The 20477-nt window shown below is 65.9% G+C and carries 19 protein-coding genes (1 of these 19 running past the window's edge); 14 read left to right on the top strand and 5 right to left on the bottom strand.

Annotated features, from left to right (window positions below; genetic code table 11):
* From ACXAD2_RS08100 to ACXAD2_RS08125, 6 genes are all read left to right on the top strand, one after another.
* A protein-coding gene (locus ACXAD2_RS08100) for a TRAP transporter substrate-binding protein (protein WP_475168959.1) crosses the window boundary here: on the top strand, positions 1 to 789 show its 3' portion. 231 nt of this gene lie to the left of the window's left edge; 789 of the gene's 1020 nt are visible here — the last part of the coding sequence; its start codon lies off the left edge, out of view; it ends in the stop codon at positions 787 to 789.
* Between the two features lie 121 nt (positions 790 to 910).
* A complete protein-coding gene (locus ACXAD2_RS08105) occupies positions 911 to 1717 on the top strand; it encodes a TRAP transporter small permease subunit (RefSeq protein WP_475168960.1) in 807 nt (268 codons plus the stop codon).
* A gap of 5 nt (positions 1718 to 1722) precedes the next feature.
* Positions 1723 to 3318: a TRAP transporter large permease gene (locus ACXAD2_RS08110; protein ID WP_193789484.1), complete on the top strand. Its 1596-nt coding sequence runs from the start codon at positions 1723 to 1725 to the stop codon at positions 3316 to 3318.
* A gap of 157 nt (positions 3319 to 3475) precedes the next feature.
* On the top strand, positions 3476 to 4966 hold the full coding sequence (locus ACXAD2_RS08115; RefSeq protein WP_475168961.1) for a UxaA family hydrolase: 1491 nt from the start codon (positions 3476 to 3478) through the stop codon (positions 4964 to 4966).
* 54 nt (positions 4967 to 5020) lie between these two features.
* Positions 5021 to 5905 (top strand): NAD(P)-dependent oxidoreductase, encoded by an 885-nt coding sequence (locus tag ACXAD2_RS08120; protein WP_475168963.1) that lies wholly within the window; start codon positions 5021 to 5023, stop codon positions 5903 to 5905.
* A gap of 37 nt (positions 5906 to 5942) precedes the next feature.
* Positions 5943 to 6848, top strand: a complete 906-nt coding sequence (locus ACXAD2_RS08125) for a DMT family transporter (RefSeq protein WP_475168965.1) — start codon at positions 5943 to 5945, stop codon at positions 6846 to 6848.
* Between the two features lie 117 nt (positions 6849 to 6965).
* On the opposite strand, the gene ACXAD2_RS08130 is transcribed toward ACXAD2_RS08125, so the two are convergent.
* From ACXAD2_RS08130 to ACXAD2_RS08140, 3 genes are all read right to left on the bottom strand, one after another.
* On the bottom strand, positions 6966 to 7967 hold the full coding sequence (locus ACXAD2_RS08130) for an SDR family NAD(P)-dependent oxidoreductase (RefSeq protein ID WP_475168966.1): 1002 nt from the start codon (positions 7965 to 7967) through the stop codon (positions 6966 to 6968).
* A 79-nt stretch (positions 7968 to 8046) separates the two neighbouring features.
* Entirely contained in the window at positions 8047 to 8781 is a 735-nt protein-coding gene (locus tag ACXAD2_RS08135) for an SDR family oxidoreductase (RefSeq protein WP_066104865.1), read from the bottom strand.
* An 84-nt stretch (positions 8782 to 8865) separates the two neighbouring features.
* The gene (locus ACXAD2_RS08140) at positions 8866 to 10647 is read right to left on the bottom strand and encodes an IlvD/Edd family dehydratase (RefSeq protein WP_164182396.1); all 1782 of its coding nucleotides are present in this window, start codon (positions 10645 to 10647) and stop codon (positions 8866 to 8868) included.
* Between the two features lie 221 nt (positions 10648 to 10868).
* Here ACXAD2_RS08140 and ACXAD2_RS08145 point away from each other — a divergent pair, with 221 nt between their 5' ends.
* The 3 genes from ACXAD2_RS08145 (at position 10869) to ACXAD2_RS08155 (ending at position 13225) form a co-directional block, all read left to right on the top strand.
* Positions 10869 to 11579 carry an AzlC family ABC transporter permease gene (locus ACXAD2_RS08145; RefSeq protein WP_475168971.1) on the top strand — a complete coding sequence of 237 codons (711 nt, stop codon included), beginning with the start codon at positions 10869 to 10871 and terminating at the stop codon, positions 11577 to 11579.
* Positions 11576 to 11896: an AzlD domain-containing protein gene (locus ACXAD2_RS08150; RefSeq protein ID WP_066104857.1), complete on the top strand. Its 321-nt coding sequence runs from the start codon at positions 11576 to 11578 to the stop codon at positions 11894 to 11896. Before ACXAD2_RS08145 ends, ACXAD2_RS08150 begins: the two co-directional genes overlap by 4 nt.
* 324 nt (positions 11897 to 12220) lie before the next feature.
* On the top strand, positions 12221 to 13225 hold the full coding sequence (locus ACXAD2_RS08155) for a LacI family DNA-binding transcriptional regulator (protein WP_475168973.1): 1005 nt from the start codon (positions 12221 to 12223) through the stop codon (positions 13223 to 13225).
* A gap of 35 nt (positions 13226 to 13260) precedes the next feature.
* On the opposite strand, the gene ACXAD2_RS08160 is transcribed toward ACXAD2_RS08155, so the two are convergent.
* Together ACXAD2_RS08160 and ACXAD2_RS08165 are read right to left on the bottom strand one after the other, a co-directional pair.
* Positions 13261 to 14184: an NAD(P)-dependent oxidoreductase gene (locus ACXAD2_RS08160; RefSeq protein WP_475168974.1), complete on the bottom strand. Its 924-nt coding sequence runs from the start codon at positions 14182 to 14184 to the stop codon at positions 13261 to 13263.
* 31 nt (positions 14185 to 14215) lie between these two features.
* Positions 14216 to 14977 (bottom strand): SDR family oxidoreductase, encoded by a 762-nt coding sequence (locus ACXAD2_RS08165; RefSeq protein ID WP_066104848.1) that lies wholly within the window; start codon positions 14975 to 14977, stop codon positions 14216 to 14218.
* A gap of 215 nt (positions 14978 to 15192) precedes the next feature.
* Here ACXAD2_RS08165 and ACXAD2_RS08170 point away from each other — a divergent pair, with 215 nt between their 5' ends.
* The 5 genes from ACXAD2_RS08170 (at position 15193) to ACXAD2_RS08190 (ending at position 20465) form a co-directional block, all read left to right on the top strand.
* On the top strand, positions 15193 to 15792 hold the full coding sequence (locus tag ACXAD2_RS08170) for a LysE family translocator (RefSeq protein ID WP_066104845.1): 600 nt from the start codon (positions 15193 to 15195) through the stop codon (positions 15790 to 15792).
* A 35-nt stretch (positions 15793 to 15827) separates the two neighbouring features.
* On the top strand, positions 15828 to 16739 hold the full coding sequence (locus tag ACXAD2_RS08175; protein ID WP_164182390.1) for a dihydrodipicolinate synthase family protein: 912 nt from the start codon (positions 15828 to 15830) through the stop codon (positions 16737 to 16739).
* A gap of 280 nt (positions 16740 to 17019) precedes the next feature.
* Positions 17020 to 18393, top strand: a complete 1374-nt coding sequence (locus ACXAD2_RS08180) for an FAD-binding oxidoreductase (protein ID WP_475168979.1) — start codon at positions 17020 to 17022, stop codon at positions 18391 to 18393.
* Between the two features lie 18 nt (positions 18394 to 18411).
* Entirely contained in the window at positions 18412 to 19563 is a 1152-nt protein-coding gene (locus ACXAD2_RS08185; RefSeq protein ID WP_475168980.1) for a fumarylacetoacetate hydrolase family protein, read from the top strand.
* Positions 19560 to 20465: a sugar kinase gene (locus tag ACXAD2_RS08190; RefSeq protein ID WP_224903097.1), complete on the top strand. Its 906-nt coding sequence runs from the start codon at positions 19560 to 19562 to the stop codon at positions 20463 to 20465. The genes ACXAD2_RS08185 and ACXAD2_RS08190 overlap by 4 nt, the downstream gene beginning before the upstream one ends.
* Positions 20466 to 20477: the final 12 nt, after the last annotated feature.

Below are 20477 nucleotides of genomic sequence, written 5' to 3' on the forward strand. Positions count from 1 at the left end.
GCAGCCAATGGCATCATCGACTGCGACATGACCGGCGGTGCGTACCAGACCGGCAAGAACGCCGGCTTCCAGTTCGTCGGCGACATCATGGGCGGCTATGACACCCCCTACCAGCAGCTGTCGTGGCTGTATTACGGCGGCGGCCTCGAGCAGGCGCAGGAACTCTATAATGAGTTCGGCATGCAGCTGATCGGCTGGTGGGTCTACGGTCAGGAATTGCTGGTCTCTTCGACCCCGATCGCTGGCCCCGAAGATCTGAAAGAGTGGAAATTCCGGTCGCCCCCGGGCATGGAAACCGAGATCTTCGCAAACCTCGGCGCATCGCCCATCGTGATGGACTTCACCGAAGTGTTCACCGCGATGGAAACCGGCATCATCGAAGGCACCGACTATTCCGGTCTGGCCAACGACGAGTCGATCGGCCTGTTCGATCTGGCCAAACACGCCACCTACCCCGGCTTCCACTCGATGCCGTCGGACCACCTTGCGTGCAACAAGATGGTCTGGGACGGTCTGTCGGACCAGAACAAGCGCATCGTCGAAACCGCGATGGAAAAGCTGGCGCTGCGTTCGGCTCTGTTCTTCGAGAAGGCCAACAACGAAGCAGCCGCACGTCTGACCGAGGCGGGCGTCACGCTGCATGACTGGAGCGCAGAAGACCGCGCGACCTTCCGCGAAGCCGCGCAGTCGGCGTGGGACGTCTGGGCCGAGAAGTCGCCCGAGGCAAAGGCGCTTGTGGAAAGCCACAAGGAATACCTGGGCCAGCTGGGCCTGATGTCGGCGGAATAAGGGCGGCTTTCGCGTCCTGATCCATGACAGGCAGAGCGGCGGGCCCAGACCCGGGCCCGCCCTTCTTGTTTCATCTTTGTCGCATCGACCCTGACATCCCCTCCTCCGAAAGGGTTAACCAATGTCCAATCAAAGCCTCTGGCTCGGCTCGCTACGCGGCCCGGTCCGGCTGCTGGCCCTGCTAAGCACCGGGCTTGCGCTGGTCGTGTACGCCTGGCTCGTGCTCAGCCAGTTCATCTCTGCCGAACCTGTCGGCATGTACGAAATGCTCCGCCCCGCAGGCCGCCCGATGGTGTCGGTGATGCTGTGGGCGCTTCTCGCCGCGCTGCTGTTCGGCTCGATCTACCTGTCGGACACCCGTGGCTCGATCGAGATCGAGCCCACCGGCCCGCTCGACATCCTGTCGCTGGTGCTGTCGCGCCTGTCGATGATCGCGATCATCGCCATCGTGCTGGTGATGTTCTACGAGGTCGTGGCCCGCTACGTCTTTGAGAAGCCCACGCTCTGGGCCAACGAGCTGTCGCTGTGGATCGCGTCCTTCGTGTTCCTGTTCGCCGGGCTTTATTCCATGCAGCAGCGCAGCCACATCCGCATCTACATTATCTATGACATGATGCCGCGCTGGATGCAGAAGCTGGCCGACGTGATCTCGGTCTCGCTGATCTGGGTGTTCTTCTTCTGCCTGCTCTGGGGTGGCTACAACGAAGCCATGCAGAAGCTTGGCCGTATGGAGACCTTTGGCACCGCGTGGGATCCGCCCCTGCCGGCGACGCTGAAGATCGGCATTCTCATCATCATCGGCCTCGTGGCGCTGCAGGCGCTCTCCAACCTCATCGCGGATTGGAACAAGGCCCCCGAACACCACTCGCCCGCGGACGAGATCGACCAGACGGAGATTGAAAACATCCGTCGCACGCTGGAGGACTGACTTAAATGGTGGATATTGGCACACTCAGCCTGATCCTGCTGCTGGCAATGTTCGCATTGCTGGCGATCGGGATGCCACTGGGCTTCGCCTCCGCCTTTCTGGCAGTTGCGACGCTTGTGATGAAATTCGGCCCCGATCTGCTGTTCGGGCGCTTCGGCATGGGCCCCTTTGCGGTGCTGGGTCAGGCGGTCTATCGGCAGATGGTGAACTACGTACTGATATCGGTACCCTTGTTCATATTTATGGCCTCACTATTGGAACGCTCGGGCATCGCGCGGGACATGTACAGCTCGCTGAACGTGTGGCTGTCGCGGACCCGTGGCGGCATCGCCTTCGTGACCTCGATCATGGCCGTCATCATGGCCGCCATGTCGGGGATCATCGGCGGCGAGGTGGTTCTGCTGGGCCTGATTGCGCTGCCGCAGATGCTGCGCCTTGGCTACAACCAGAACCTCGCCATCGGCACGATCTGCGCGTCGGGCTCGCTTGGCACGATGATCCCGCCGTCGATCGTTCTGATCTTCTACGGGCTGGTCACCGAGACCTCGATCAAGGCGCTGTTCACCGCGTCCTTCCTGCCGGGCTTCATGCTGGCCTCGTTCTTCATGATCTACATCTTCATCCGCACGCGGATGAACCCCGACGAGGCCCCCCTGCCCCCGGCAGATCCGGACGCCCCGGCGGGCGGCGAGAAAGCCCTGATGTTCCTCGGCTTCCTGTCGCGGTTCGGCATGTGGATCGTGGCCGTGCTGACGCTGCGCGCGCTGTTCTTCACCGTCACCGGTGCCAACACCGTGACCGAGGGCGTCGACCCGATCCCGCTTGGCATGGTGTCGGACATTCCGTGGCTGATCGGCGCGCTGGTGGTCTTTGCCATCGTGGTCTTCTTCATCGTCGGCCGTGAGCGCACCGCCGTCGGCTGGGAGATGGGCAAGGGCCTGATCGCGCCCACCGTGGTGATCGGCGTCGTTCTGGGCTCGATCTATGGCGGCATCACCGGCATCACCGAGGCCGCCGGCATGGGCGTGGTGGCGGTCTTCGTCATCGGCCTGATCCGCCGCGAGATGAGCTTTGAGGTGGTCTGGGATGCGGTCATGCGCACGCTCAAATCCACCGGCACGATCATCTGGGTGACCATCGGCGCGGCAGCCCTTGCGGCGGCCTACACGCTGGCGGGCGGCCCGAGCTATGTGGCCAACCTGATCGTCGGCTCGGACCTGCCCACCATGGGGATCATCCTTGTGATGATGTTCATCTTCCTGATCATGGGGATGTTCATGGACTGGGTCGGCATCGTGCTGCTGATCATGCCGGTGTTCCTGCCGATCGTCATGCGCCTGCCCCCCGAGGAAATCGGCTGGCTCGGCCATGTGGACAGCAGCTATATCGGCATCTGGTTCGGTGTGGTGTTCTGTATGAACATGCAGGTGAGCTTCCTGTCGCCGCCCTTCGGCCCCGCGGCCTTCTATCTGAAGTCCGTCGCCCCGGCGCATATCTCGCTCACCGACATCTTCCGCGGCTTCCTGCCCTTCATCGGTCTGCAGCTTCTGGCGCTGCTGGTGCTGCTGGCCTGGCCGCCGCTGGTGACGCTGTTCCTGTAACGTGACCTTTTCGGAGGGGCGGCCAAGCGCCGCCCCTTCGCTTGACCCTCCGGCATCGGAGGCAGAGAGTTTCCCAAAGACCCCGCTGGCGCCGAAGATGCGCCGCCCGGCCTTTGCCCGACACCCCACACAGCCGCTCCATGGAGCATATGCCAAGATGAAAACCGTCCGCCTTTCCGAACATGACAACGTCGTCACCGCAGTCGTCCCGCTCGAAGTGGGCGACGAGGGCGCGACCACGCTGATCCCGCGCGGCCACAAGATGGCCACCACCGACATCGCCAAGGGCGCGCCGGTGCGCAAATACGCCCAGATCATCGGCTACGCCGCCGAAGACATCCCGGCAGGCGCGCATATCCACACCCACAACCTCGAGTTCCGCAACGTCGAGGCCGACTATGAGTTCGGCACCAACCTGCGCCCGGTCCCGCCTGCCGCAAAGCAAGACACCTTCATGGGCTACCGCCGCTCGACCGGCCGGGTCGGCACGCGCAACTACCTTGCGATCCTCACCTCGGTGAACTGCTCGGCCACCGCCGCGCGGATGATCGCGCAGCATTTCACCCCCGAGAAGCTGGCCGCCTATCCCAATGTCGACGGCGTTGTCGCCTTCGTGCATGGCACCGGCTGCGCCATGGGCGGCGACGGCACCGGCTTTGAGTTCCTGCAGCGCGTGCTCTGGGGTTATGCGCGCAACCCCAACGTCGGCGGCGTGCTGATGGCGGGCCTTGGGTGCGAGGTGATGCAGATCGACTGGCTGGTGCAGGCCTATGGGCTGACCCCCGGCCCGCTGTTCCAGAAAATGAACATCCAAGACGAAGGCGGGCTGCGCAAGACCGTCGAACATGGCATCGCGCAGGTCGAGAAGATGCTGCCCGAGGTCAACAAAGCCACGCGCACCGAATGCCCGGCCTCGGAACTGATGGTCGGCCTCGAATGCGGCGGCTCGGATGCGTGGTCGGGGATCACCGCCAACCCCGCCGTCGGCCATGCCTGCGACCTGCTGGTGGCGCAGGGCGGCACCGGCGTGCTGTCGGAGACACCCGAGATCTACGGCGCCGAGCATCTGCTGACCGCCCGGTCCACCACCCCCGAGATCGGCAAAAAGCTGATCGACCTGATCCACTGGTGGGAGGATTACACCGAGCGCAACGGCGGCTCGATGGACAACAACCCCTCGCCCGGCAACAAGAAGGGCGGGCTGACCACCATTCTCGAGAAATCCCTCGGTGCGGCGTCGAAGGGCGGCACCACGCCGCTGATGGGCGTCTATAAATATGCCGAGCCGGTCACCGCCAAGGGCTTCACCTTCATGGACAGCCCCGGCTACGACCCCGCCTCGGTCACCGGGATGATCGCCTCGGGCTGCAACCTCGTATGCTTCACCACCGGGCGCGGCTCGGCCTTCGGCGCGAAACCCTCGCCGACCATGAAGGTCGCCTCGAACAACGAGCTTTATCAGCGCCAGACCGAGGATATGGACGTCAACGCCGGGCGCATCCTCACCGAGGGTGCCTCGGTCGAGGAAGTGGGCCGCGAGATCTATGAGATGTGGCTGCGTATGGCCTCGGGCGAGCAGAGCAAATCCGAAGCGCTGGGGCTTGGCGACTATGAGTTCGTGCCCTGGCAGGTCGGCGCGGTGATGTAAGCCCGCGCCCGCCTTTTCACTTAGGCCCGTCTCTTCACACAGAAAGGACAAGACATGAGCAAACCCAGCATCGGGTTCATCGGGCTCGGCCTCATGGGCCGGGCCATGGTCGAATGCCTGCAAAAGGCGGGTTACGACGTGAGCGTCCTTGGCAACCGCGACCGCAGCGGCGTTGAAGAAGCGCTGTCGCGGGGCGGCTCCGAGGCGGGGTCGGCGCGTGACTTGGCAGCGGGCAGCGACATCGTGATGCTCTGCGTCGGCACCTCCGAGCAGGTCGAGAGCCGGATCTTCGGCGAGGATGGCGTGCTGGCGGGCACCAAGGCGGGGCAGATCGTCATCGACTTCGGCACCTCCCTGCCCGGCTCGACCCAGCGCATCGGCGCAGAACTGGCGGGCAAGGGCGCAAGCTATCTCGACGCGCCGCTCGGGCGCACGCCCGCCCACGCCAAAGAGGGCAAGCTGAACATCATGTGCGCCGGGGACGAAGCGACCTACGCGCAGGTCAAGCCGGTGCTGGACGTGCTGGGCGAGAACGTCTTTCACCTCGGGCCGCTCGGCTCTGGACATACGATCAAGCTGATCAACAACTTCTTTGCCATGACCACCGCCATGGCCATGTCCGAGGCCTTTGCCATGGGCGACGCTGCGGGCATCCCGCGCGAGAAACTCTACGGCGTGCTGGCGGCGGGGCCGAACCATTCGGGCATGATGGATTTCATCAAAAGCTGGGCGATGGACGGCAAGCTCGATCTGGCCTTCTCGGTGGACAATGCCGCCAAGGACGTGGGCTATTACCGCGCCATGGCCGAAGAACTGGGGGCGCGCTCGCGCATGTCCGGCTGTGCCTCGGAAACGCTGGCCGAGGCCTTGCAGAACGGCTTTGCCGGGCACATGGTGCCGGAAATGGTCGACTACCTCTCCAAGCACCTGAAAGGCTGAACAAATGCCCCTCCAACCGGCGCGGACGCGCTGAGCCATGGCCGTCGCTCCCCGCGAAGACAAGACGGCCCTGGGCCTGACGCTGATGGCCATTGGCGTCATCGGCTTCACCTGTATCGACACCTCGGCGAAATGGCTGCTGCAGCACGGGATCCCCGCACTGCAGGTGGTCTGGTGCCGCTATGCCGCGCATCTGGTGCTGGTGCTCGTCGCCTTCTTCCCGCGCGAGGGAAAGGCGCTGTTTCACACCGAGCATCCGTGGAAACAGGCGCTGCGCGCCGCGGCGCTGTTTGGCAGCACGATGCTGAACTTCCTCGCGCTTGGCTATCTGCCGATCACCGTGACCACGACGATCATGTTCGCCGGGCCGATCGTGGTGACGCTGCTGGCGATCCCGCTGCTGGGCGAGAAGGTCGGCCCGCATCGGATCGGCGCGGTCTGCGTCGGCTTTCTGGGCGTGCTGGTGGTGATGCAGCCCTGGGGCGCAGAGTTCCACCCGGCGATGCTGCTGTCGGTGGGCGCGCTGAGCAGCGCCGCGCTCTATTTCATCCTCACGCGGCAGATGGCGGGCAAGGAGAGCAACGCCACCTCGCAGGTCTGGGGCGGCGCGCTGCCGACGCTGCTGCTGGCGCCGGTGGTGCTGCCAAGCTGGGAGGCGCCCGAAAGCACCGGCGTGGGCGTGATGCTGGCGGTGATCGGCATCTTCGGGGCGGTGGCGCATATGCTGGCCACGGCAGCGCACCGCTATGCCGATGCCTCGGTTCTGGCGCCGGTGGTCTATCTGCAGCTGTTGAGCGCCGCCGCCGCGGGCCTGCTGATCTTCGGCACATGGCCGACGCCCTGGACGCTGCTGGGCGCGGCGATCATCATCGGCGCCGGGCTTTACATCTGGCACCGCGAGCGGCAGCGCGGCGTGCCGCATCACCGTCCGCCGCGGATGTGAGATACCGGTATTGAGGGGGCGCTGCCCCCTCGGCCTGCGGCCTCACCCCCGGCGTATTTTCAAAGAGAAGAAGCGGCGGGACCAGCCGAGTTCAGATCGGCCCCGATCCGGCCCGGCTCAGACCGCGTAATAGGCGCGGTACCACGCCACGAAGCGGCGCACGCCCTCGGTCACCGGCGTGTGCTGCGCATCCCCTGCCAGCGCGGTAAGCAGCGTGGTGTCGGCCCATGTGGCGGGCACGTCGCCGGGCTGCATCGGCAGCAGGTTCTGCTTGGCGGTAAGGCCGGTGGCCGCCTCGATCGCCTCGATGAAGGCGGTCAGCTGCACCGGGCTGCCATTGCCGATATTGAGCACACGCCACGGCGCCACCGGCGACAGGCTGTCTTCGGCGCAGGCGGGCGCGCCGCGCTGGGGCGCCAGCGGTGCCAGCCGTTCCAACGCCTCGACCAGATCGTCCACATAGGTGAAGTCGCGCATCATGTCGCCGCGGTTGTAGACGTCGATCGCCTCGCCCTGCAGGATCGCCTTGGTGAACTTGAAGAGCGCCATGTCCGGGCGGCCCCACGGGCCGTAGACGGTGAAGAAGCGGAACATCGTGACCGGCAGATCGTAGAGATGCGCATAGCTGTGCGCCATGCTCTCGGTCGCCTTCTTGGTCGCCGCGTAGAAGGACATCTGGTGATCCGTCCGCATCGTCTCGACATAGGGCATCTCGGTGTTCGACCCATAGGCCGAAGAGGTCGAGGCGATGAGCATATGTTTGGGCGGATGCGCCCGCGCCGCTTCGAGCAGCTCGAAGGTGCCCGCGATATTGCTGTCGAGATAGTCGCGCGGCTGCTCGATCGAGTGCCGGACCCCGGCCTGCGCGGCGAGATGGAAGACATAATCAAAGCGGTGCTGCGCGAAGAGATCCATGAGCAGGCCGCGGGTTTCGACCCGGCCCTTCACGAAGGTGAAACGCTCGTTCTCCAGCTGCGCAATGCGGGCGCGTTTCAGCGAGACATCGTAGTAATCGGTGATCGCATCGAGACCGATGACCTCATGGCCTTCGGCAAGCAGTCGCTGGCACAGGTGGAAACCGATAAATCCGGCGGCGCCGGTCACGAGCGTCTTGGGCATATGGAGCGCCTTTTCCTACGTCGGCCCCCCGATAGGCCAGACCCCGGCGATTGTAAATCGCCGGGGTGCCGGTCGGCGCTCAGCCGCGCCCGATGTAGGGCATGGCCGGAGCCATGACGGTGACGAACTGCACGTTCGCCTCGAGCGGCAGCGTGGCCATATGCATCACCGTGCTGGCCACATGTTTCGCGTCCATCACCGGCTCTACAGCGATGGAGCCATCGGCCTGCGGCACCCCTTGGGTCATCGCCTGCGCCATGTCGGTGAGCGCATTGCCGATGTCGATCTGGCCGCAGGCGATGTTGAACGCCCGCCCGTCCAGCGACAGCGAGCGGGTCAGCCCGGTGACCGCATGTTTCGAGGTGGTATAGGGCGCCGAGCCCCAGCGCGGCACATGCGCCGAGACCGAGCCGTTGTTGATAATCCGTCCGCCCTGCGGGTCCTGCTTGCGCATCCGGCCAAAGGCGGCGCGGGCGCAGAGGAACATGCCCGAGATGTTGATCGAGGAGAGCTTGAGCCAATCCTCGGCGGGGATCTCGTCGATCATCGCGCCTTTCACGTTGACGCCGGCGTTGTTGAACAGCGTGTCGATGCGGCCCCATTCGGCCATCGCCTTGTCAAAGCCCGCCTCCACCGCCGCGGGGTCGGAGACGTCGAAGGGCAGGACCAGCGCATTGGGATTGCCGTCCGCGGTTTCCTCTAGCGGCGCCTCGCGGCGCCCGACGAGGCCGACCTTCCAGCCCGCGTCGAGGAATGATTTCGCGGTCAGCCGGCCGATGCCGCTGCCCGCACCGGTGATGATGATGCTCTGCATGAAACTCCTCCCAGGAGATTGGACAAGAGATTGGACAAGGAAACGGCGCGGGCGTCCCCTCGCCCGCGCCGGAACTGAACTGCGTCAGTGGTTGTCGCGCGGCAGGACGCGGGCGACCTTTTGGTAGGCCGTGGCCAGTTCGAGGCAGCCGCCGTCGGACAATTGCCCGACGTGGCGACGGTAGATCTCCTGCCACGGGGTCTGGTTGACCAGTTCGGGCGCCTGCCAGTCGGCCTTGCGCTTCTCCCACTCGGCGTCATCGACCAGCGCGTTCATCGTGCTGGCATTGAGGTCGAGCCGCACCATGTCGCCGGTTTCGAGATAAGCCAGACCGCCGCCCACAAGCGCCTCGGGCGAGGCGTTGAGGATCGAGGGGCTTTCCGAGGTGCCGGACTGACGCCCGTCGCCGACGGTGGGCATGTGGTTGATGCCCTGCCGGATCAGCGCATCGGGCGGCTGCATGTTCACCACCTCGGCGGAGCCGGGATAGCCGACGCAGCCGACGTTGCGGATGAACAGGATGCAATGCTCGTCGATCTTCAGCTCGGGATCGTTGATCCGGTCGTGGTAATCCTCGGGGCCTTCGAAGACGATGGCGCGGGCCTCGAGGATGCCCTCCTTGCCCGGCTCCGACAGGAAGCGCTTCTGGAAGTCCTCGGAGATCACCGAGGTCTTCATCAGGGCGCTGTCGAAGAGGTTGCCCGAGAGCACCTTGAAGCCTGCATTGGTGCGCATCGGCGCGTCATAGGTCTTGATCACATCGGTATCGACCGAGCCGAGGCCGGTGACGTTCTCGCCCATGGTCTTGCCGCTGGCGGTCATCGCGCCTTCGTGGATGCGGCCCGCCTTGCGCAGCTCTTCCATCACCGCGGGCACGCCGCCAGCGCGGAAGAAGCTCTCGCCGAGGTATTCGCCAGCGGGCTGCATGTTGACCAGCAGCGGCACGTCGAAGCCGATGGTCTCCCAGTCTTTCACGTCAAGCTCGACACCGGCGTGGCGGGCGACCGCCTGCAGGTGCGGCGGGGCGTTGGTCGAGCCGCCGATGGCGCCGTTGACGACGATGGCGTTTTCAAAGGCTTCGCGGGTCAGGATGTCCGACGGCTTGAGGTCCTCATAGACCATCTCAACGATGCGCTTGCCGGTCTGATAGGCCATCGCCATGCGCTCGCGGAACGGCGCGGGGATGGCGGAGTTGCCGGTGAGCGACATGCCGAGCGCCTCGGCCATGGCGTTCATCGTCGAGGCGGTGCCCATGGTGTTGCAATGCCCCAGCGAGGGAGCCGAGGAGCAGACGCGCGACATGAACTCTTCGTAGTCGATCTTGCCTTCCGACAGCAGGCGGCGCGATTCCCAGACGATGGTGCCCGAGCCCGCGCGCTTGCCCTTCCACCAGCCGTCCAGCATCGGCCCGCCGTTGAGCGCGATGGCGGGAATGTCGACCGTGGCCGCGCCCATCAGCATGGCGGGGGTGGTCTTGTCGCAGCCGGTGGTCAGCACCACGCCGTCGAGCGGATAGCCGTGCAGCACCTCGACGAGGCCGAGGTAGGTGAGGTTCCGGTCGAGCGCCGCGGTGGGCCGCTTGCCGGTTTCCTGAATCGGATGCACCGGGAATTCCATCGGAATGCCGCCCGCCTCGCGGATGCCCGCCTTGATCCGGTCCATCAGGAAGACGTGGATCTTGTTGCAAGGCGCGATGTCAGAGCCGCTGTTGGCGATGCCGATGATCGGCTTTTCGGCCTGCAGCTCGTCGCGGGTGTATTCCTGGTTCTGATAGCGCTCCACATAGAGCGCGGTCATGCCGGGGTTGTTGGGGTTGTCGAACCACTCCTGCGAGCGGAATCGCTTGTTGGCACGTGTATCGGACACGGGTCGCTTCCTCTCCTTGACGCGCCTCCCCGCGCGCCTCTCGGGCGCGCCGGGGGACGCGCTGTTTCCTTGCGGCAGCTTCCCAATTTGGTATACCAAATGCAAGAGCATTCGTGGGAGGGAGGCGCACAGATGCAGGAAAGACAGGCCGGAAACGGCTTTTTATCAATTAAATTCATTGCCTTGCGTGCCCGCAAGAATCCACATCAAGGATTTCCCGCATGAGGCGAGAGGCCTTCTGGCAGGGCTATCGCGACTGCGCACCCTTCATTGCGGTGGTGGTGCCCTTCTCGCTTTTGTTCGGCGTCGTGGCGCGTGACGCGGGGCTGGATATTCTGCAGGTCATGGCCATGTCGGTGCTGGTGATCGCCGGGGCCTCGCAGTTCACCGCATTGGCGCTGCTGCAGGAAAACGCGCCGGTGTTCATCGCGCTAACCGCCGCGCTGGCGGTGAACCTGCGCATGGCGCTCTACTCCGCCGCGCTGGTGCCGCATGTGGGCCACGCGCGGCTCGGCACGCGGGCGCTGATGGCCTATCTCATGGTCGATCAGGCCTATGCGGTGGCGGTGAAAACCTACGAGGAAAAGCCGGCCATGAGTTGCGACGAAAAGGTCGCCTATTACTTCGGCGTCATGGCTCTGATCTGCCCGTTCTGGTACGGCTGCACGCTGCTCGGCGCGGTAATCGGCACGGCGATTCCCGCCTCGCTGCACCTCGATTTCGCCGCGCCTGTCTGCTTCATCGCCATCACCGCGCCGCTGCTGCGCTCGCTGCCGCATGTGCTGGCGGCGGGTGTGTCGGTGCTGTGCGCGATTCTCTTCGCGGGGTTTCCCGCCGGGCTGGGGCTGATCGCGGCGGCGCTGGTGGCGATGCTGGTGGGCGCACAGACCGAACTGGCCCTGCGCCGCCGCGCGCTACGGAGGCAGGCATGATCGACACGGCAACCTTCTGGACGCTGACGGTGCTGCTGGGCATCGGCACCTTTCTGGTGCGGTTTTCCTTCCTCGGCTTTTTCGGCCGCAAGACATTGCCCGAGTGGTTCGTGCTGCACCTCAAATATGTCGGCGTCGGCGTGCTGCCCGCCATGGTGACGCCGCTGGTGCTCTGGCCGCAGGCCACGGGCGGCGAGACCGAACCGGCGCGGGTCATCGCCGCGCTGGTGACCTTCCTCGTGGCGCTGCGCCTGTCGGTCACCGGTGCGCTGATCGCGGGGATGGGCACGCTCTATCTGGCGCAGGCGCTGTTCTGAGGCGCCTGCGCATACCGCGCGAAGCATCGCAATCTCTGAAAATGAGAGAGGGGCAGAAAATTAGAGAGGGTCGGCCCCCTCCTCCGAAGCCGACCCTCAGCGAAGCGCCGCCGGCTTGCGAGGGCGGCGGGCTTCGCGCTGTGCCGGGCGGCGACGTGCCTCGCACCCGGCGGCATTCTCACGCAGATGGCTCGCAGATGGTTCTTCGGGCAGACCGGCACGGCCCGCTCACGAAACTGCGATTCTCTGAGACCGCATTCGGCCTTCCGTGGTATCGGTACCACCGCGTATCAGAGGTCGTCAACAGGGCAGGCAGGGACAATCATGGCAGACGGCAGGAAATGGGTGACCATGGGCGATGTCGCGGCGCGGGCGGGGGTCGGCAAGATCACCGTGAGCCGCGCGCTGCGCACCCCCGGCAAGGTCAGCCCCGGCACGCTGCGCAAGGTGCAGGCGGCGGTTGACGAGCTTGGCTATGTGATCGACGAGACCGCGGGCGCGCTCAGCTCGCAGCGGTCGCGGATCGTGGCGGCGCTGGTCTCGACGCTGGAAGAGCCGGTCTTTGCCGCCACCATCCGCGGGCTCACCGAGGGGCTGGGCGCGGGCGGGCTGCAGCTGATGCTGGCCACCACGCAATATGACCCCGAGACCGAGGCGAGCCTGATCTCGACCATGCTTGGCCGCCGCCCCGAGGCGCTGGTGCTGACCTCGGACCGCCACACGCCCGCCGCCCGCGCGCTGCTAGAGCGTGCGGGCATCCCGGTGCTGGAGGTTTGGGGCCTGCCCGATCCGCCGGTGCATGCGGCGGTGGGATTTTTCAACCGCGAGGCGGGCGCGGCGATCACCCGCCACATGATCGAGACCGGGCGGCGGCGCGTCGCCTTCCTCGGGCTCAACCGCGAACATGACACCCGCGCGCAGCTGCGGCGGCAGGGCTATGTGGACCTCTGCGGGCAACTGGCGGAGGAGCGCATCGTCGCCGTCACGCCGCGGCCCGGCGTCGCCGGGCCCGAGCTTGGCGCGCAGGGGCTGGGCGAGATCCTGCAGCGCTGGCCCGACACCGAGGCGGTGGTCTGCGTCAGCGACATGCTGGCCAGCGGCGCGCTCTGCGAGGCATGGCGGCGCGGGCTGGATGTGCCGGGACAGCTGGCGATCTCGGGCTTCGGGGATTTTGATATGGCGAGCCCCGCCGCACTGGCGCTGACCACGGTGCATATCGACGGCATGGCGATCGGACGCCGCGCCGCCGAGCTGATCCTCGCGGGCGAATTGCCCAAGGGCCTGCGCGAGAACATGGGCTTCACCGTGGTGCGCCGCGCAACGAGCTGAGCGGCGCGGAACGGGAGGCGGGCGCTTGCCCGCGCCTACCCCTCGCCCTTCTTCACCTCCTCGGCCAGATCGATGCCACCCATCTCGGCGATCCGGTCCGACAGGCTGGGCACGTAGTCCGCGCCATGCCCCGTCGCCTCGGCGGTGGCGAAGTAATGTCGCGTGGCGCTGGCGATCAGCGCCGGGGCGTTGACCTTGGCCGCCATGGCATTGGCGTAGCGCACATCCTTGCCACCGTTGAAGATGCTGAACTTATGCGCGTCCATGTCGCGATCCACCGCGTAGCGCATGAAGGTGTCGAAGAAGCCGTTGCCCAGACGGCTGGAGCCGATCACCTGCCGCACGGTCTGCGGCGAGATGCCGGATTTGGCGGCGAGCACCGTCGCCTCGGCATAAAGCGCGGCATAGCTCATCGAGATGAGGTTCATCACCAGCTTCATCTTATGGCCCGCGCCGACCCCGCCGACGCGGTTGATGTTGCCCGCCCAGCATTGGATCACCGGCTCGACCTTGGCAAAGCTCGCGTCGTCGGCCCCGACCATGGCGTCGAGCATGCCCTCCTCGGCCTCTTTCGGGGTGCGCCCGAGCGGCGCGTCGACCATCGCGCCGCCCTTCTCGGCCAGTTCCGCCGCCAGCGCCTCGGTCGAGGCTGGATCGGCGGTAGAGCAATCCACCACGATCAGCCCCGGACGCGCGCCCGCAAGGATGCCCTCGTCGCCGCGCATCACCCCTTCAACCTGCGGCGAATTCGACAGGCACAGATGGATGATGTCGCAGGTCTCGGCCATGGCCTTGGGCGAGGCGGCCTCCTGCGCCCCCTGCCCCAGCAGATCCTCGACCGGCGCGCGGTCGCGGTTGCCCTTGATCCAAAGCGGGTAGCCGCCCTTGAGGATGTTCTTGGCCATGCCGTGGCCCATCAGGCCGACGCCGATGAAGCCCACTACGGGTTTGTCGCTCATGGTCTCTCCTCCCATGTCTTAAATCGCAGCCTTACAGCGAGGCGGTGATGCCGCCGTCGACGAACAGCGTGTGGCCGTTCACAAAGCTCGAGGCCGGGGCGCAGAGGAAGACGCAGGCACCCACCAGTTCCTCCACGTCGCCCCAGCGGCCCGCCGGGGTGCGCTTCTCGAGCCATGCGCTGAACTCGGGGTCGGCAACCAGCGCGGCGTTCAGCGGCGTCTTGAAATAGCCCGGCGCGATGGCGTTGCAGTTGAGCCCGTGCTTGGCCCAATCGGTCGCCATGCCCTTGGTCAGATTGGTGATCGCCCCTTTGGAGGCGGTGTAGGGCGCGATCCCCGGCCGCGCCAAGGCGCTCTGCACCGAGGCGATGTTGACGATCTTGCCCGCGCCGCGTCCGATCATATGCCGCGCGCAGGCCTGCCCGACGTAGAAGGCCGAATAGACATTGGTGCGCATCAGCTTGTCGAAGGCCTCGGGATCGAAGTCTTCGAGCGGGCCACGGTGCTGCATCCCGGCGTTGTTGATCAGGATGTCGATGGGGCCATGCTCGGCCTCGTAGCCGTCGACGGCGGCGCGGGCCGCGTCGTGGTCGACGACATCAAAGCCAAGCGCTTCGGCCTGCAGCCCCTCGCCCTTCAGCGTCTCCACCGCCTCTTCCAGCCGCTGCGGGTTGCGCCCGTTGAGCAGCACCTTGGCCCCCGCCTGCGCGAGGCCGCGCGCCAGCGCAAAGCCAATACCCATGGTCGAGCCGGTCACCAGCGCGGTGCGGCCCGTCAAATCGAACAGGGACATGATTTCTCCTCTACCCTTGGCCGCCGCGCGCATACCGCAAGGGCTGCGCGTACCCGCAATCCCATTGACAAAACGCGGCGGGACCGTATTCAAGAAAATGGTATACCAAATGAACCGCGATGCAAGCGGGGCCCGTGCAAAACCGCCCCGCCCGCAAGAGAGGACAGCGACGTGACACTCCCCGGCGCAGCCCCGCAGGACCGAAAGCCCGGCCCATGCTGAGCTTTGCCGCCGCCGTCTTTCTGCTGTTCATCACGCCGGGCCCCGGGGTTCTTTCGATCGCCGGTGTCGGCTCGGCCTTCGGCTGGCAGGGGGGGCTGCGCTATGGCGCGGGACTGTGGATCGGCACGAACCTTGTGATGACGCTGGTGCTGACCGGCTTTGCCGCGATCATCCTGTCGGTGCCCGCCGTGCGTATCGTGCTGATGGGGCTGTCGGTGTGCTACCTGCTCTATCTCGCCGCGCGCATCGCGCTGGCGGGCAGCCGCATCGCCTTCATCGAAGCCAAGACCGCGCCGGGCGTGCGCGCGGGCGTTCTGCTGCAAGTGATCAACCCCAAGGCCTATGCGGTGAACACCGCCATGTTCACCGGGTTTTCCTTTGCGCCCGAGAGCCTCGGTTTCGAGACCGCCGCCAAGATCCTCATCATGAACGCGATCTGGATCCCGGTGCATCTGGCCTGGCTGAAGGCGGGGGTGACCCTGCACCGGCTCAACCTCAGCTACCGCACCCAGCGGCTGATCAATTACGGCATGGCGCTGGCCATGCTGGGCGTCGTCGCGCTGGCCCTCGTGTCGGCCTTCGGCGGAACCTGACACTCAGACATCGACTATTCGGGAGGACCTTTAGAATGACCAAATATACCGGATGCTGGCCCGTGGTGCCGACGCCGTTCCACGACGACGGCTCGCTTGACCTCGAGGGCATGAAGCGCGTTCTGGACTGCACCATCGACATGGGCGTCGACGGCATCTGCATCCTCGCCAATTTCTCCGAACAGTTCCTGCTGTCGGACGACGAGCGCGCGATCCTCACCAAGCTCTGCGTCGAGCATGTGGCGGGCCGTGTGCCGGTGATCGTGACGATCTCGCATTACGCCACCCCAATCGCGGTGGAGCGCGCGCAATACGCCAAGGACCTTGGCGCCGACATCGTGATGATGATGCCGCCCTACCACGGCGCGCTGATGAAGGGCACTGCCGAGCAGACCTTCGAGCAGTTCCGGCAGGTGGGTGAAGTGGGCATTCCGATCATGCTGCAGGATGCGCCGCTCTCGGGTGTCGATCTGCCGGTGCCGCTGCTGGTGAAGATGGCCAATGAGATCGAGATGCTGAAGCTCTTCAAGATCGAGTGCCCGCAGGCCGCCGCCAAGCTGCGCAGCCTGATTGCCGAGGGCGGCGCGGCCATCGAGGCGCCGTTCGATGGCGAAGAGGCGATCACCCTGCTGGCGGACCTCGACGCCGGGGCGACCGGCTGCATGACCTCGGCGATGATCCCCGATCAGATCCGCCCGATCGTGGTGGATTTCCTTGCCGGCAACCGGCAGGCGGCGATCGACGGCTATGCCCGCGTGCTGCCCGCGGTGAACCATGAGAACCGCCAGTGCGGCTTTCGGTCGGCCAAGCACGCGATGCAGGTGGGCGGCGTGATCAAATCGGCCTTCTGCCGCCACCCGATTGCCCCCTTGCATCCCGACACCGCTTCGATGTTGATCGAGCTGATCAAGCCGCTCGATCCGCTCGTGCTGAACTGGGGCAAGTAAGGCCGCCCGGAATCAAGGCGAAGCCGCCGGGCGAGCGCCTGCCCGTCGCACCGGAGGTGCGCAATCATAGTTCTGCATGCCTTTGGCATGCGGGGCGGGCTGGCGCTCTGTCACCCTTGCGAGACGCACGAAGGTCGCCCGGGCTTGGCCGATATAAAGCGCGGACCTCGACCGTCGCGGCGCCACCCCACGGGCAGGCGCTCGCCCGGCTGTCGTAGCGCTGGCTTTGATTTCGTCCGGGCGGGCCTGCGCCCGGCACCCAAACTTGGAGACCTGAGAAATGACCCTCTTCACCCCGCTCGAACAGCTCCTTGGTGACCGCCTTGCCACCAGCGATGCCATCCGCGAGCAGAACGCGCGGAACGAGGCGCATTTCCCCCTCGCCATGCCCGACGCCGTGGCCTTCCCCGAAACCACCGAGGAGGTCGCCGCCATCGTCCGCTTCTGCGCCGAGACCGGCACGCCGATCACCCCCTTCGGCACCGGCACCTCGCTGGAAGGCCAGCATCTGGCGATCAAGGGCGGCATCAGCATCGACTTCTCGCGCATGAAAAAGGTGCTGGAGGTCAACGCCGAGGATCTCAACGTGGTGGTTCAGCCCGGCGTCACCCGCACCGAACTCAACGAGGAACTGCGGGCCACCGGCCTCTTTTTCCCCATCGACCCCGGCGCCGACGCCTCGCTTGGCGGTATGGCGGCCACCCGTGCCTCGGGCACCACGGCGGTGCGCTACGGCACCCTGCGCGAGAACGTGCTGGCGCTGGAGGCGGTGATGTCCGACGGCAGCATCATCCGCACCGGCACCAAGGCGCGCAAAAGCTCGGCGGGTTATGATCTGACGCATCTGCTGGTGGGCAGCGAAGGCACGCTCGGCATCATCACCGAGCTGACGCTGAAGCTGCACGGTCTGCCCGAAGGCATCGCCTCGGCCACCTGCCGCTTTCCGTCCGTCGAGGATGCGGTGAACTGCGTGATCCTGACCATCCAGTCCGGCCTGCCGATGGCGCGGATCGAACTGGTGGACGAGATGATGGTGCGCGGCTTCAACATCCACGCCGGATCGAGCCTGCCCGAGCAGCCGCATCTGTTTGTCGAGTTCCACGGCAGCCCGGCGGGCGTCGCCGAGCAGTCCGAGAGCTTTCGCGAGATCGCCGAGGAATTCGGCATGGAAGCCTGGGCCGAGGCCAATACCACCGAGGCCCGCAACGCGCTGTGGAAGATGCGCCACAATGCCCATTTCGCCTCTGCCGCGCTGCGCCCCGGGGCGGAGTTCGGCACGCTGGCCACGGATGTCTGCGTGCCGATCTCGCAGCTTGCCGAGGCGGTGCTGCAGGCGCAGGCCGATGCCCGCGCCGCAGGGCTGGTCAGCACCATCGTCGGCCATGTGGGCGACGGCAATTTCCACTGCGCCGCGCGCTTCAATCCCGCCGAGCCGGCAGAGGTCGAGGCGGTGCACGCCTTTGCCGGAAAGCTCAACGAGACCGCGCTGCGGCTCGGCGGCACGGTGACCGGCGAGCATGGCATCGGCATCGGCAAGCAAAAATACATGGAGGCCGAACACGGCCCCGCCCTCGCGTGGATGCGGCGCATCAAGGCGTCCTTCGATCCGCAGGGCATCCTGAACCCCGGCAAACTGTTGCCGCCCCAAGATTAATTGACTAGGAGAGATTTCATGCTCCCGCATAGCAACCCCACCCCCGATGCCCTTTTTGTCGGTCGCGTCTGGCGCCCCGGCGTCGGACCTGCCGTCGTCGCGCTGCGCGGCGAGACGCTGGTGGACATCACCAGCACGGCGATCCCCACGATGCGCGACCTGCTCGAGGGCGACGATCCGGCGGCGGCCCTGCGCGCAGCCACCGGCGAAGAGATCGGCACGCTGGCCGATCTCGCCGCTGGGTCCAAGGAAAGCGCGGGCGAGGATGTGCTGCACCTGCTGGCGCCCTGCGATCTGCAGGCGGTGAAAGCCTCGGGCGTGACCTTCGCGCAGTCGATGGTCGAGCGGGTGATCGAGGAGCAGGCGGCAGGCGATCCCGACGCCGCCGAGGCGATCCGCGCCAAGGTGAAATCCATCATCGGCAACTCGCTCTCGGGCATCGAGCCCGGCTCGGAAAAGGCGATGGAAGTGAAGCGCGTGCTGCAGCAGGAAGGCATGTGGTCGCAATACCTCGAGGTGGGCATCGGCCCCGACGCCGAGGTCTTCACCAAATCCCAGCCCATGGCCGCGGTCGGCTGGGGCGCGACGGTGGGCCTGCACCCGATCAGCAAGTGGAACAACCCCGAGCCCGAGATCGTGCTCGCCATCAACTCGCGCGGCGACATCCTCGGCGCGACGCTGGGCAATGACGTGAACCTGCGCGACGTCGAGGGCCGCTCGGCGCTGCTGCTCGGCAAGGCCAAGGACAACAACGCCTCCTGTGCCATCGGCCCGTTCATCCGCCTCTTTGACGCAAGCTACACGCTCGACGACGTGCGCAAGGCAGAGCTGACGATGACGGTGAAGGGCGAGGATGGTTTCGTGCTCAACGGTGCCTCGTCGATGAGCCAGATCAGCCGCGACCCGGCCTCGATCGTCGGCCAGACCATCGGCCGCCACCACCAGTATCCCGACGGGTTCATGCTGTTCCTCGGCACGCTTTTCGCGCCGACCGAGGACCGCGACGCCCCCGGTCAGGGCTTCACCCATCACGTCGGTGACGTGGTAACCATTTCCGAACCCGCGCTCGGTGCGCTAGAGAACACCGTACGCCTGTCGACCGAGGCCCCGGAATGGACCTTTGGCGCTGGCGCATTGATGCGCAACCTATCCCGGAGAAACCTTCTGTGACCGCTTTCCTCGCCCTCGGAGAATGCATGGTTGAACTGTCGCAGGCCGGAGACGGCCTCTACAAGCGCGGCTTTGCCGGCGACACGTTCAACACTGCATGGTACGCCCGCCGCCTGCTCCCGGAGGAGTGGACGGTGAGCTATGGCACCTGCGTGGGCGAGGACGCCGTGAGCACCGAGATGCTCGATTTCATCTCGGGCGAAGGGGTAGATGTGTCGACGGTCAAGCGTGTCTCGGACCGCACTGTCGGGCTCTACATGATCTCGCTCGACGGCGGCGAGCGCAGCTTCTCCTATTGGCGCGGACAGTCGGCGGCAAAGCTGATGGCCGACGATCTGACGTGGCTCGACGGCATTCTGAAGGGCCGCGAGATGATCCATTTCTCGGGCATCACCCTGGCCATCCTGCCGCCGAAGCAGCGCGAGATGTTCTGCGGCGCGCTGGCGCGGGCGCGCAAGAAGGGCGCGATCGTCTCCTTCGACACCAACTTGCGGCCGAAGCTGTGGGAAAGCACCGAGGCCATGCGCGCCGGGCTGACCATGGGCGCACGCACCGCCGACATCGTGCTGCCAAGCTTCGACGAGGAAGAAAGCCTTTTCGGCGATGCCACCCCCACCGAAACCATCGAGCGCTACCGCGAAGGCGGGGCCGACATGGTGGCGGTCAAACAGGGCGGCGATGCGCTGCACCTGTGGCAGCGCGAGGCCGGGATGCACCAGATCGAGGCGCAGACCGTGACGGATGTGGTCGACACCACCGCCGCGGGCGACAGCTTTGCCGCCGGTCTGCTGGCCGGGCTGGCGCAGGGCAAGGCCCCGCAGGACGCCGCCGCCGAGGCGATGCAGCTCGCCGCAAAGGTCATTCAGGCGCGCGGCGCGCTGGTGCCCGGCATCTTTGCCTAAGATATTGCTTTA

This window comes from Salipiger sp. ABN3_019 (assembly GCF_056158605.1).

Bases quoted from the DNA above. Each gene is read 5' to 3' on its own strand.
- ACXAD2_RS08105 (WP_475168960.1), top strand. From the start codon at position 911: ATGTCCAATCAAAGCCTCTGGCTCGGCTCGCTACGCGGCCCGGTCCGG.
- ACXAD2_RS08110 (WP_193789484.1), top strand. From the start codon at position 1,723: ATGGTGGATATTGGCACACTCAGCCTGATCCTGCTGCTGGCAATGTTC.
- ACXAD2_RS08115 (WP_475168961.1), top strand. From the start codon at position 3,476: ATGAAAACCGTCCGCCTTTCCGAACATGACAACGTCGTCACCGCAGTC.
- ACXAD2_RS08120 (WP_475168963.1), top strand. From the start codon at position 5,021: ATGAGCAAACCCAGCATCGGGTTCATCGGGCTCGGCCTCATGGGCCGG.
- ACXAD2_RS08125 (WP_475168965.1), top strand. From the start codon at position 5,943: ATGGCCGTCGCTCCCCGCGAAGACAAGACGGCCCTGGGCCTGACGCTG.
- ACXAD2_RS08130 (WP_475168966.1), bottom strand. From the start codon at position 7,967: ATGCCCAAGACGCTCGTGACCGGCGCCGCCGGATTTATCGGTTTCCAC.
- ACXAD2_RS08135 (WP_066104865.1), bottom strand. From the start codon at position 8,781: ATGCAGAGCATCATCATCACCGGTGCGGGCAGCGGCATCGGCCGGCTG.
- ACXAD2_RS08145 (WP_475168971.1), top strand. From the start codon at position 10,869: ATGAGGCGAGAGGCCTTCTGGCAGGGCTATCGCGACTGCGCACCCTTC.
- ACXAD2_RS08150 (WP_066104857.1), top strand. From the start codon at position 11,576: ATGATCGACACGGCAACCTTCTGGACGCTGACGGTGCTGCTGGGCATC.
- ACXAD2_RS08155 (WP_475168973.1), top strand. From the start codon at position 12,221: ATGGCAGACGGCAGGAAATGGGTGACCATGGGCGATGTCGCGGCGCGG.
- ACXAD2_RS08160 (WP_475168974.1), bottom strand. From the start codon at position 14,184: ATGAGCGACAAACCCGTAGTGGGCTTCATCGGCGTCGGCCTGATGGGC.
- ACXAD2_RS08165 (WP_066104848.1), bottom strand. From the start codon at position 14,977: ATGTCCCTGTTCGATTTGACGGGCCGCACCGCGCTGGTGACCGGCTCG.
- ACXAD2_RS08170 (WP_066104845.1), top strand. From the start codon at position 15,193: ATGCTGAGCTTTGCCGCCGCCGTCTTTCTGCTGTTCATCACGCCGGGC.
- ACXAD2_RS08175 (WP_164182390.1), top strand. From the start codon at position 15,828: ATGACCAAATATACCGGATGCTGGCCCGTGGTGCCGACGCCGTTCCAC.
- ACXAD2_RS08180 (WP_475168979.1), top strand. From the start codon at position 17,020: ATGACCCTCTTCACCCCGCTCGAACAGCTCCTTGGTGACCGCCTTGCC.
- ACXAD2_RS08185 (WP_475168980.1), top strand. From the start codon at position 18,412: ATGCTCCCGCATAGCAACCCCACCCCCGATGCCCTTTTTGTCGGTCGC.